This is a genomic window from uncultured Gimesia sp. (assembly GCF_937919775.1).
Classification (GTDB): domain Bacteria; phylum Planctomycetota; class Planctomycetia; order Planctomycetales; family Planctomycetaceae; genus Gimesia.
This window is the reverse complement of sequence record NZ_CALFPF010000116.1, coordinates 1-12,095: the sequence shown is the minus strand read 5'-3', so window position 1 is coordinate 12,095 and position 12,095 is coordinate 1. Positions and strand designations below refer to the sequence as shown.

Genomic DNA, 12,095 nt, shown 5'->3' with positions numbered 1-12,095 from the left:
ATTTAAGAGCAACCGCAAACGGTGAGCCGAACAGTATTGGGCTGGCCCGACAGTGCGCCTGCTATCACGCGTCTGCATTGCTTTCACTCTCTTATCGCGTTACAGATTCACGGCAACCTCGTCAATCAGGTGCATTATCGCAATGTCAGACTGCGGGAACTGTAAATCAGGAGCCAGGTCGTGTTTCTTCATTCGAACGCTCTCTGCCAATAACGCACAACCGGGGCTAACGCCCTGCGGCTAATTTTCCCAACCGGCTCGACCCGAATTACAGCAGGCACGAGTCCCTGTTACCCCGTCGGTGTGCCCCTGGGATCTCACATCTGCGAGGAAATACAGTTGTTCCGCAACATTTTTGATATCCGCCCCTTGCGATAACGGTCTCTGCCGCGAAAATAGAGGACAGGCAATTCAGCAACCCCTCAGCACCGCGGCGAGGCACGGATGTCAGAAATCCCACAAGAACTTGAAGACCTTTTTAAACAGCTCAACCCGGAGCAGCAGGCGGCTGCCTGCCATGATTCCGGGCCGTTGCTGATTATTGCCGGTGCGGGTACGGGGAAAACGACCACGCTTTCGCATCGGGTCGCGTATCTGATTTCGCAAGGCATTGATCCCAGCCGGATTCTGCTGCTCACCTTCTCCCGCAGAGCCGCCAATGAAATGATCCGTCGCGTCGATACCCTGCTGCGCGCGTTGGGCGATGGTCGCGAGCGGTCGTCCGCGGCCCGCTCCCGCAGCATCTGGGGCGGCACCTTCCATTCGACGGCGGCCCGGTTACTCAGACGGTATGGCAAGGCGATTGGCCTGCCTGATGACTTTACAATCATCGATCGCAGCGACGCCGAAGATTTAATGAGCGCCATCCGCAGCGAACTGGAACTGGGCAACAGCGGCAAGAAGTTTCCCCGCAAAGGGACGCTGCTGGAAATCTACAGCCGCTGCGTGAATACCTGCTCGAAGCTGGAACCGATTCTGGAACGCCATTACCCCTGGTGTCTGGAACATGTGGACGATCTCAAAAAACTGTTTCAGGCGTTCGTCGATCGCAAAGAAAAACAGAACATCCTCGACTACGACGATCTGCTGCTGTTCTGGCACGCGCTGGTCGCTGATCCCGCGGGGGGCAAACTGTTACGCGGCCAGTTCGAAGCGGTTCTGGTCGACGAGTATCAGGACACAAACATTCTGCAGTCGGGCATTCTGAAAAATCTCTGTCCGGACGGCAACGGCCTGACGGTTGTCGGCGACGATGCCCAGTCGATCTATTCTTTTCGGGCCGCCACCGTGCGGAACATTCTGGACTTTCCGCAGGACTATCCCGGCACCACCATCGTCACGCTGGAAGAGAACTATCGCAGCACGCAACCGATTTTGCAGGCGACGAATCAGATTATCGATGAAGCCCATGAACGGCATGAGAAAAATCTCTGGTCATCGAAAATTGCGGGAGAGGCGCCGTTCATTGTTGACTGCAGCGATAACAACGAGCAGGCCGACTTTGTGGTGCAGCAGGTTCTCGAACACCGGGAAGCCGGCATTCCTCTGCAGCAGCAGGCGGTGCTGTTCCGGGCTTCGAATCACAGTCTGGCGCTCGAAGTCGAACTGGCCCGCCGCAATATCGCGTATCACAAATATGGCGGGCTGAAGTTTATCGAAACCGCACACGTCAAAGATCTGATGGCCTATTTACGACTGGCGGAAAATCCCCGCGACGCCGTTTCCGGCTTACGCGTTCTGACATTACTGCCGGGCATCGGTCAGAAGAAGGCACAGCAGTTGTTAAACGTGCTGGCGGATTCCCAGTTCCGGTTTGACGCGTGGACTGAATTCAAACCGCCGGCGGCGACGGTTGAACATTGGCCTTTGTTTATCAGGCTGATGAAAAATCTGACATCGCCTCAATCGGAAAAGCGAGGCATCTCGGCGGAAGTGCATCAGGTGCGTACGTTTTACGCGCCGCTGCTCGATCAGCAGTATGATAACGCGACGTCCCGCCAGCGCGATCTGGAACAGCTCGAACAGGTTGCCAGCCGCTTCAGCAGTCGCATGAGTTTTCTGGAAGAGATCACCCTCGACCCGCCCAGTTCTACGCAGGATGTCGCCACCGGCAGTGACAAGGCCGATGATGATTTTCTGGTGCTGAGCACGATTCATTCGTCGAAAGGTCTGGAGTGGGACGCCGTTTATGTGCTGCAGGCGGCTGACGGGAGTATTCCTTCGGAGATGTCTCTGGAGAGCACTGACGAGATTGACGAGGAACGCCGGCTGTTTTATGTGGCGCTCACGCGTGCGAAAAACTGGCTCTATGTCTGTTTTCCGCATCGGCAGTATTTTCAGAACCGCCGCTGGAATCAGGCCCACAGTTATGCCCAGCTGACGCGGTTTGTTTCGTCAAAAACGATGCCCCTGTTCCAGCGACGCCCGGCCTTTAACGCCGACAGTCTGGATACGCCGCAGGAAGCCGAAATCGAAACGACGGCAGAAGACATCCGCAAAAACATTCGCAACATGTGGACCGCCTGATAGCGGACCTGAGTCTTTTATTCTTCTTCGCCAGCAGAATGATCGACGCCAGAATTCTCGGCCGCAGAATTTTCGACTGCCGATTCGACGTCAGCAGGTTCATTGACTGCAGAGTCGATGATGACAATTTCTGCGGCAGCTGATTCCGGGTCAGTCGCGTTTTCGTCTGGCGATTCTTCGCCCGAGGCTTTGGCTTTGTCCCACGGCGATTTTTTGCGTGGCGGTGGCGGGCCGGGAAACTGGTAATACACGCATTCAATACGCCCGTTATACAATTTGCGGCGGCGGGCTTTCTGTCCGAAGATGCGTTCAAAGCCCGGATGTGACGTGAGCACGTAAATCGACCACATTTCCAGCGGTTCGAAGACGCGTTTCATTTCACGATAAATCACTTCAGCGTCTGATTTTTCCCCCAGGCGTTCGCCGTAGGGAGGGTTGGTGATGATGCAGCCATACTTGCGGGGCGTGCTGAATTCGGAGAGGGGCTGGTCCTGAAAATGAATGAACTCTTCCATGCCCGCCTGTTGTGCATGATAGCGGGCCATACGAATCATCGCGGGATCAATGTCGTATCCCAGCAGTCGATACGTGATGTCATTGCGTTGCAGATCGCGGGCTTCGTCGCGGGCTTCATTCCACATTTCCGCGGGAAACTGCTGCCAGCCTTCGCAGGCAAACTCGCGATTGATGCCCGGCGCGGTGTTCGTGCCGATCAAGGCGGCTTCGATGGGGATCGTACCCGAACCGCAGCACGGATCAACAAAAGGCCGTTCGCGATTCCAGTAGCTGAGCTGAATCAGTCCCGCCGCGAGTGTCTCTTTCAATTGTGCGCCGGCGACCAGCTTGCGATAGCCGCGCTTATGCAGACTGGGTCCTGTAGTATCGACGCAAATCGAAACGCGATCTTTCAAAATCGAAGCGTTGACAGAATACAGCGGGCCGTCTTCCGGAAACCAGTCTTTGATGTAACGATCCTTCAATCGTTCGGCGATCGCTTTCTTCACCATCTTCTGCGTATTTTTCGGACTGTCAATTTTCGAACGCACGGCGGACGCCCTGACCGGGAAATTCGCAGAGGGGGGCAGCCAGCGTTCCCATTCGAGATCGCGGGTCTCTTCAAACAGATCATCAAAGTCGAGAGCCGTGAATTCGCCGAGGCTGATCATCACCCGATCCGCACTGCGGAGCCAGAGATTACAGCGGCAGATCGCGTTCAGATCGCCTTGAAATGTGACGCGGCCATTTTCGATCGTCTGCTCTTCGTAGCCCAGTTGTTTCAATTCGCGCGAAACAACGGCTTCCAGACCAAAGGCAGAGGTGGCAACGAGTGTAAGTGGCTCGGACATGGTAGACAGGTATCTCTCAAGATTTCAGTAAAACAGACAAATCCGGTAGAAAAAGGGTACGGGGATGATCATACTACTATAGAAGGACACCCACTGAATTCTACCAGACAACTGATCATAGAGAAGGTTTTCACCATGCGGAATGCTCTCCCCCCTCATAATCGGCTCCCTCGCCGTGATTTTCTGAAACAGGCCTCCCTGCAAGTATTAGCGGGTACAGCAGTTGTCAGCGGTCTGCAGTCGCAGCAGACATTGCAGGCCGGCGTGGAAAAAAAGGCGAAACCGGGCGGTGGTTACCAGTTGGGCGCGTTCACCAAGAGCTTTCAGGACATGCCCCTCCCCGAAGTCTGCCGGGCCTTTAAAGCCCTTGATCTGGACGGCCTTGATCTGACGGTTCGCCCCAACGGACACATCCTGCCCGAAAATGTGGAAAAAGAACTGCCTCAGGCATGTGCGGCGGCAAAAGACGCCGGCGTGAAAATTCTGTTCCTGACCACAATGATCGACGAGCCGGATCAAAACGCGGAACGCATTCTGGCGACCGCACAGGAGCAAGGCATCGATCGCATCAAGATCGGCTACTATCGTTACAAACCGTTCGGCACACTGGCGGAACAGTTGAAAGAGACGACAAAAAAAATCGGGAAGGTCGCAAAGCTGGCAAACAAGTATGACGTGCTGCCTTGCGTGCACGTGCACTCAAACGATTTTCTTCCCTCGCATGGAACGCAGTTGTATCAGTTGATTCAGGATTTTTCGCCGCAGGAAGTCGGCGCGTATGTCGACATGCTGCATATGGTCAAAGAAGGGAGCGGCGACGGCTGGCGTCAGGGGCTCGACTTACTCGCGCCGTGGATTGCTTTATGTGCCGTCAAGAATTTTTCCTGGGAGCGCGGCGAAGGGCGCGACAAACAGGGGCATCAGAAATGGGAAGTCAAAACCGTGCCCGTCGCGGACGGCATTTCGCCGATCCCGCAGTATGTGGACGCGCTGCGAAAGCTGGGTTATGCAGGCACGTTCTCCCTGCACAGCGAATACAAGGGCCGTCACAGCTGGAAGGAACTTTCGACGCAGGAATGTCTGGCGCAAACCGCCGTCGATGCGAAATATTTCCGTTCGCTGTGGCAGTAATTCAGAGTGATTTAACCAATTCAACTGAGCGGCACGGCGCTAGCCGCCGGTTGTGAACGGGCAGGAACTTTCATCAAACGATATCTTTTTTTGTGGATTCAATAGACACATTAAAATGAATAGTCTCAAACATAAATCCAGAGAAAATTTTGAATATTGGCTTGCGTCAATGGACGAATTCCTCGAAGAGTTTGCTACCGAATTTTCGGAAGAAGAGCAAATTTTGCTCGATTATTCACCTGAATCTCTTGAGATTGTCGAAAAATGGATTCTAACCAATTACAAAAATGCTGCTGTAATGCTTAAGGCATCTGAAAAACAACGCGTAAATCAAGTGGCATGCTATGTTGGCGAAACATTTCGAAAGTCAAAGGGGGGTAAGTGGGATATTCAACTTGATAATCCATCGTTTGTGTTTTACGCTTTGCCTGTTCTTACAGGCACATTTGACCCGGAGTGTCCATTAAGCCTTGTAACTGCCGCTGCAGATCGCAGAACCGGAAGCTACTTAAGACAGGTCTTGAAAAATACATGAGAAGGAAACTCTCATAATCTTTAGAGAGGACCATCTAGCAATTCATTCATGAATGAATTGCTAAATCAACTGAGCGGCACGGCGCTAGCCGCCGGTTGTGATCGCAGATCGGTTTTAAAAACGGTGGCTAGCGCCATTCCGCTCAAAGTGAGGCGCTGTTTATGTTTTTCAAATTAGTTTCTGCACTGATCTGTTTGATTGCCTGCCTGACTGCATTCGATGCGAACGCGGCTTTGCAACCGAACGTCATCTTGATCATGTGCGATGATCTGGGCTGGGGGGATACCGGCTTCAACGGGAACAAGATCATCAAGACGCCGCACCTGGATGCGATGGCGCGAGCCGGGATGAATCTCAAACGGTTTTATGCCGCGGCGCCGGTGTGTAGTCCGACGCGGGGAAGTTGTCTGACGGGCCGGAATCCGTTTCGTTATGGAATCGAGCACGCCAACAGCGGACACATGAAATCAGCGGAATTGACACTGGCAGAAGGGTTACGAGCTGCCGGTTATCGGACGGGGCACTTTGGAAAATGGCATCTGGGCACGCTGACAAAAACGGTCCGCGATTCGAATCGGGGCGGCCCCCAGCATGCCGATCACTTTTCGCCACCGTGGGAAAACGGATTCGAAGTCTGTTTCTCGACCGAAGCGAAAGTTCCCACCTGGGACCCGATGCGGAAGCCAAAGGGCAAAGCGCCCGGCAATGGTTGGGCCGCGTTGGAAGCAGACAGTCCGAGTGTGCCGTATGGGACGCACTATTGGAATGATAAGGGCGAGATGGTGCAGGACAATCTGAGCGGCGATGATTCGCGCGTGATCATGGACCGCGTGGTCCCCTTTATCGAGGAGAGTGCAAAAAAACAGAAGCCGTTTTTCTGTGTGATCTGGTTTCATACGCCGCATCTGCCGGTGGTCGCTGGTCCCCGTTATCGCGCCCTGTATCCCGACGCTGATCTCTACCACGCGAACTATTACGGCAGCATCACCGCCATGGATGAGCAGGTGGGACGGCTCAGGGCACAATTGGAATCGTCCTATGTAGCAGAGAATACGCTACTCTGGTTCTGTTCGGACAACGGCCCCGAAGGGAATGCGAGTGCGCCCGGATCGGCGGGACCGTTCCGGGGACGCAAACGGGATCTGACCGAAGGGGGCATCCGTGTGCCGGCTCTGGTGGTTTGGCCCGCGAAAATCGAGGCGGGGACCGAAACCAGTTTTCCGATGGTCACCAGCGATTATCTGCACACGATTCTGTCTGCAGTCGGACTCCTGTTTATGGGCAGGCGACCACTGGATGGGATCAATCTGATGCCTGTCTTTGAGCAGAAACGGCAGGAACGGAAAACGCCGATCGGCTTTCAATTTCAAAATAATGCGGCCTGGATGACGCACCGCTATAAGCTATTACGCACAGGAATGCAGGAGAAGGCTCAATATCAGTTGTTTGATTTACTCGCTGATCCGGGCGAGACCAGCGATGTTTCGAAGGATCACCCTGAACTGGTGAAACAATATCGAGCGGATCTTGAGAACTGGATTAAATCGTGTGACAACAGCAGCCGGGGAAATGACTATTAACAACGTCGATTCTGCGAAATCATTGACTTCGATAGAAAGAACACCATGTTGAATCTGAAAGTGCTCTTCAGTTTTACTCTGGTATTATTTTTACTCATCACTACCCGCATCCATGCGGCGGAGGAGACGCGGCCGAATATCATTCTGATCATGGTCGATGACATGGGTTTCTCCGACATTGGCTGTTACGGCGGGGAAATTGAAACGCCGCACATCGACGCGCTGGCCGCGGGGGGCGTCCGGTTTTCCCAGTTTTATAATACGGCCCGCTGCTGTCCGACCCGGGCCACCTTGATGACGGGCCTGCATCCGCATCAGACGGGGATCGGCTGGATGACCAATCCGCCCGGCGATACCCGCGGAGATTCCAGACCGCCCGCTTATCAGGGATATCTGAACCGTGAGTGTGTGACCGTCGCCGAAGTACTGCAATCCGCCGGTTATGCAACATATATGACGGGGAAATGGCATTTAGGATTTAACTCGCAAGATCGCTGGCCGCTACAGCGGGGCTTTCAAAAATACTTTGGCTGCATTTCGGGCGCGACCCGCTTCTTCTATCCAGAGGAACCGCGGGGCATGACGCTGGGGAACGAACATATCAAGACGCCCGCCAGCACAACCCAGCGCCCCTTTTATACCACCGATGCCTTTACCGATTTCGCCATTCGTTATCTTACCGAACATCAAGAAGACGCGTCACAACGGAACAAGCCGTTTTTCCTATACCTCGCGTATACTGCCCCGCATTGGCCGCTGCAGGCACACGAAGAAGAGATCAAAAAATACCGCGGCAAGTATCGGATCGGCTGGGACGAGCTACGAACGCAGCGGTTGGCAAAGCAAAAGGAACTCGGCCTGCTACCGGCGCATACAAAATTGTCGCCGCGTAATGAGGCGGCTCCTGCATGGGACTCGCTGGATGAGCAGAAACAGATCGAGATGGATCTGAAGATGGCTGTTTATGCGGCGATGGTAGATCGTGTGGATCAGAACATCGGCAAGCTGGTCGGCTGGCTCAAAGCAAACGAACAGTTTGACAATACGCTGATTCTGTTTCTGTCGGACAATGGCGCGTGTGCTGAAGGGCCTGCGCTCGGACGTGGCCGATTTATGAATCCGGAATATCGGAATCAGGAACACAGCAACAGTTACGGCAAAGCCTGGGCGAATGCGTCGAACACGCCGTTCCGTTTGTTCAAACATTATGCCCATGAAGGGGGAACCTCGACGCCGTTCCTGATGCACTGGCCAGAACAGATTAAGCCGCGCAAAGCATGGTACACCGAACCGGCACAACTGATTGACATCATGCCGACGCTCGTTGATGTCGCCGGAGCCAAATATCCCACGACGTATGCCGGCAAGCAGATTCACGCACTGGACGGCGTCTCCCTGCGACCGGCGATGCAGGGAAAAACTCTGAACCGTGCCACGCCTCTTTTCATTGAACACGAAGACAACGCGTTCGTGAGAGACGGCGACTGGAAACTGGTCGGCAGAGGCGTTTCTCCCGCCAGTGGACTCAAGCCCGAAAAGTGGGAACTCTACAACGTGAAACAGGATCGCACGGAGTTGAACAATCTGGCCGAGAAAAAACCGGAGCTCGTTTCGGATTTGTCAGCACAATGGCAGGCGTGGGCCAAACGAGTGGGCGTATTTCCCAAGTAATTGTTTTTCTATCATGCTCGGGACAAAAAACACGAACGGTTTTGAGTTTCTGGCGAAGGTCACAAGGCAACAGATATCAAAAAAGTTCCAGGATCTGCGTGCCACTGTTCGGCTTGTCCGACAGTGCCGATTTCTCTCCCGTATTCAAGTTCATTAGACGCAATTCATTACAATCGGTCGGCACTAATAAGCAGCCATCGCCCTGTTCAGCAATGACTCACACGGCGTCATAAAGAGTGTATTGTGTAAACTTTATTGGTCACATATTCTCACTGTCGGACCAGCCGACAGTGGCACACAATTCCTGATTCTGCTTTGATGCCACTCGAAAAGAAAAGGACCTGATTACTGCACTCGGCCTGAAATTGATTCGGGCCTGCCCCGTTTTTACTCTTCCTGAAGATGTTTTTTTTATTCAACCCAGTGCAGGACATTGCGGATGATCGACCAGCGGGGGATCGTGATTTCGTTGTCTTTGCCGAGGATCCAGTAGTTGTAAAGGGAATCGAAGATGCCTTCTTTCTTTTTGAGTTCGAGCCAGACTTCCATGAACTCTTCGAACTCAATGTCGTGTGCGCCCAGGTAATACATGGGGACCCGGATGTTTTTCTTGAACGGGTTGATCACGGAAAACTTCGGATACAGCAGCGTCCAGGCGGCTCCTGTCTCGGCGCTGGTCACCAGCAGATCAGAGTCGCCCGCTTTACCTGCAAAAAAGTCTTCTTCGGAATTGATGGAAATGAATGTGGCATTGGGGAAAAACTCGTGCGCTTTTTCATCAAAAAAGCTGTTGGCGACGACGGCGATTTTCAGTTCGTGTGAATGCCTTAAGGTCTCAAACTCCAGAAAATCGACCTTGCGATAGTCGGGCAGGACGATGGCCAGCGTGACATCCATGTAAGAGTCGGCGACGGGAAACGCGGTTGCCCGTTCAATGGTTCCTTCCAGTCCGGACATCGCCAGATCGAAATGATCCTGGTTCAATTGATGTACCAGATTCCGGGGAACAAAGGGCACAAATTCGATGGTCACCCCCAGATCCAGGGCCAGTCGATGCGCCATATCAATGTCCAGGCCGACCAACTGACCTCGATCATTAAAGTAGGAAAAGGGGAGGCGTTTGGCATCGAAGCCGATGCGGATCATTCCACGGCGTCTGATCCGATCAATGCGTGTTTCCTGCGATTGGATGGGGACCGGATTCGGCGCGGATTCTTTCAGAATCGTAAAGGGCGCACCGGGATATAACAGTTGCCGATCCGCGATCATCGCCTTCGATTCATAGACGTTTTTAAACGTATAATTCAGGACCCCGTGAATGATGGCAATCACGACTCCCGCGATACACAGGGAAAGCAGAGAATACGAAACCAGTCGTTTCCATTGGATCTTGAGATTTCCCGACAACGAAGCCGCTGCGAGAACCGCAAACGAGAACAGATAGACCGAACGCAGCGCGTCTCCCAGCCGCGTCGTATAAACGCCCACCGCCAGATAGAGCTGAAAAATGTCGTGAGGAATGTGCATCAGGTCGAGCAGCCAGGGAATGGTGACGGCGGGTTTGGCAAACGCGCCGGCCATGCCCAGCGAGAGAAATTTGGGATATTGTTCGGGCATTAAACTCGCGCCGTAGAACCAGGCCGAGAAGGGAATAAAAATCAGACCGACAATGCGACCCAGGTCTGGAAAAGGAAAAACGAGGGGGACCAGCACATCGGGTGAGCCACCGGTTTCGTCTTTTTCCAGACCGTAACGTTCCAGAATTTCCCGTGCCGCTTCGACGATTAATGGCAGGACTGCGAAAGTGCTGCTCAGCACGAATGAAGCGATCACTGCCGTCTGCGATACTTTGACCGCGTCCCAATAGCGGACAGGAGTGCAGACCGAAATCAACATCGGCAGGATTCCCACCGTGAGTATCAGCGTGGCTGCGGTGAAGGTAATGAGATAGGCCTGCAGCAGTCCGAACTTTTCAAACGGCAGTGTCCCCACGGCATAGGAGACAATGGCAAAGATCCCTAAAGGGGACAGATGCACGATGAAGCGGTTCAGTTTCATTAACGCATGCACGGCCACGGAAAGCGGGTCCAGTAAATGTTCCCGTTTGGAAATGCTGCTTAATGCAATTCCTAATCCTATGGAAAACAACACCACGGCGGGAACCGAATTATTGGCCAGTGAGTAAAAGGGATTGGCGGGGACAAATAAATTATACAGGCTCTCCGTCTTGGGTCCCTCAATAATACTCGTGCTGAAAAATGCCCCTTTCTGCCAGAACGGGAATGAGAGGGACATCAGACAGACGGAGAACAGGCCGATACACCATAAAACCAACAGGAGTGCGATGACGGTGAGCGCCATGCTCCGCGTCTGCTTTAAGGAAATCCGCCCCAGATTCAGGATCAGCGAGAGCGTAATGTAAGGGAGCACTGTCATCTGCAACAGGCCGATGAAGACATCGCCGACCGGTTTCAGCGGGGTGCACAGTTCACCAAAGAATAAACCACAGGCAATACCCAGCGCCAAACTGGTCAGAATCCAGGTCGTTAATCCGGGTTTGAAGTGTGACTGAGCTACTTTATTCATTCACCAGATCCTTGAGCGCACAGGTATCAGGGCTGGTAAAATGCTCCCGCATCGCGGGAAATCTGATACTTGTCATGGATAAATCCTGGCTGGAAGTGTATGTTTCCAGTTGCGACAACGTTAATAACGTAACGGCCCCCGTGAATCGAGACAATCAATGCGTTCGACGGATTGAGGATTCTTATCAGAAAACCGCTTCTTTCACCAGACTTTTCGATCCTGTATGTCATTTTCTATTTCTTATCATAGTCAGCTTCTCACTTTTGAAACTTCGCCCGAGCTATTTTCTCCCAAAAATCTTGATCGGGGGACCGAGGCGATGTTATCGACGGTTGCCTTCGAACCGGGTCAGCGCGTGCTGGATCTGGGCTGCGGCTATGGTGTGGTCGGAATTCTGGCGGCGAAGATTGTGGGGCCGGAAAATGTTGTGATGACGGATATTGAGCAGACGGCCGTGAACCTGGCGCAAACCAACGCCACGCGGAATCAGGTCGCCGGAGTTAAAATTATTCAGAGCGATGGCTTTCAGGACCACAATGAAACCGACTTCGACTGGATTCTGTCGAACCCGCCTTATCATAAAGATTTTTCGACCGCCAAGAATTTCATCATGAAAGGCTTTAACCGTTTGAAAATTGGTGGCCATATGGTGATGGTGACGCGCCGACGATTGTGGTATCAGAAAAAGCTGACCAGCATCTTTGGCGGTACCGAGGTTCA

At 53.2% G+C, this 12,095-nt stretch carries 9 protein-coding genes; 7 read left to right on the top strand and 2 right to left on the bottom strand.

Annotation, left to right across the window (positions count from 1 at the left end):
- Positions 1 to 21: 21 nt before the first annotated feature.
- Positions 22 to 165, top strand: coding sequence for a hypothetical protein (locus Q0294_RS03150; protein WP_299460833.1), 144 nt, complete (start codon positions 22 to 24; stop codon positions 163 to 165).
- A 279-nt stretch (positions 166 to 444) separates the two neighbouring features.
- On the top strand, positions 445 to 2,526 hold the full coding sequence (locus tag Q0294_RS03145) for an ATP-dependent helicase (RefSeq protein ID WP_299460831.1): 2,082 nt from the start codon (positions 445 to 447) through the stop codon (positions 2,524 to 2,526).
- Between the two features lie 17 nt (positions 2,527 to 2,543).
- On the opposite strand, the gene Q0294_RS03140 is transcribed toward Q0294_RS03145, so the two are convergent.
- Positions 2,544 to 3,872 carry a class I SAM-dependent RNA methyltransferase gene (locus Q0294_RS03140; protein WP_299460829.1) on the bottom strand — a complete coding sequence of 443 codons (1,329 nt, stop codon included), beginning with the start codon at positions 3,870 to 3,872 and terminating at the stop codon, positions 2,544 to 2,546.
- Between the two features lie 135 nt (positions 3,873 to 4,007).
- Here Q0294_RS03140 and Q0294_RS03135 point away from each other — a divergent pair, with 135 nt between their 5' ends.
- The 4 genes from Q0294_RS03135 (at position 4,008) to Q0294_RS03120 (ending at position 8,789) form a co-directional block, all read left to right on the top strand.
- Complete coding sequence (locus Q0294_RS03135; protein ID WP_299460827.1) at positions 4,008 to 5,003, top strand: TIM barrel protein; 996 nt, start codon at positions 4,008 to 4,010, stop codon at positions 5,001 to 5,003.
- A gap of 115 nt (positions 5,004 to 5,118) precedes the next feature.
- Entirely contained in the window at positions 5,119 to 5,538 is a 420-nt protein-coding gene (locus Q0294_RS03130) for a hypothetical protein (RefSeq protein WP_299460825.1), read from the top strand.
- 161 nt (positions 5,539 to 5,699) lie between these two features.
- Positions 5,700 to 7,118: a sulfatase-like hydrolase/transferase gene (locus tag Q0294_RS03125; protein WP_299460823.1), complete on the top strand. Its 1,419-nt coding sequence runs from the start codon at positions 5,700 to 5,702 to the stop codon at positions 7,116 to 7,118.
- A gap of 45 nt (positions 7,119 to 7,163) precedes the next feature.
- Entirely contained in the window at positions 7,164 to 8,789 is a 1,626-nt protein-coding gene (locus Q0294_RS03120) for an arylsulfatase (RefSeq protein ID WP_299460821.1), read from the top strand.
- 411 nt (positions 8,790 to 9,200) lie between these two features.
- On the opposite strand, the gene Q0294_RS03115 is transcribed toward Q0294_RS03120, so the two are convergent.
- A complete protein-coding gene (locus tag Q0294_RS03115; RefSeq protein WP_299460819.1) occupies positions 9,201 to 11,375 on the bottom strand; it encodes a cation:dicarboxylase symporter family transporter in 2,175 nt (724 codons plus the stop codon).
- A gap of 223 nt (positions 11,376 to 11,598) precedes the next feature.
- Here Q0294_RS03115 and Q0294_RS03110 point away from each other — a divergent pair.
- Positions 11,599 to 12,095: methyltransferase (locus Q0294_RS03110; protein WP_299460817.1), on the top strand; the 497-nt coding region annotated here is incomplete at its 3' end.

What these genes read in the sequence shown, in the direction of transcription:
- Q0294_RS03145 (WP_299460831.1), top strand. Translation starts at nt 445, where the DNA reads ATGTCAGAAATCCCACAAGAACTTGAAGACCTTTTTAAACAGCTCAAC.
- Q0294_RS03120 (WP_299460821.1), top strand. Translation starts at nt 7,164, where the DNA reads ATGTTGAATCTGAAAGTGCTCTTCAGTTTTACTCTGGTATTATTTTTA.
- Q0294_RS03140 (WP_299460829.1), bottom strand. Translation starts at nt 3,872, where the DNA reads ATGTCCGAGCCACTTACACTCGTTGCCACCTCTGCCTTTGGTCTGGAA.
- Q0294_RS03115 (WP_299460819.1), bottom strand. Translation starts at nt 11,375, where the DNA reads ATGAATAAAGTAGCTCAGTCACACTTCAAACCCGGATTAACGACCTGG.
- Q0294_RS03130 (WP_299460825.1), top strand. Translation starts at nt 5,119, where the DNA reads ATGAATAGTCTCAAACATAAATCCAGAGAAAATTTTGAATATTGGCTT.
- Q0294_RS03125 (WP_299460823.1), top strand. Translation starts at nt 5,700, where the DNA reads ATGTTTTTCAAATTAGTTTCTGCACTGATCTGTTTGATTGCCTGCCTG.
- Q0294_RS03135 (WP_299460827.1), top strand. Translation starts at nt 4,008, where the DNA reads ATGCGGAATGCTCTCCCCCCTCATAATCGGCTCCCTCGCCGTGATTTT.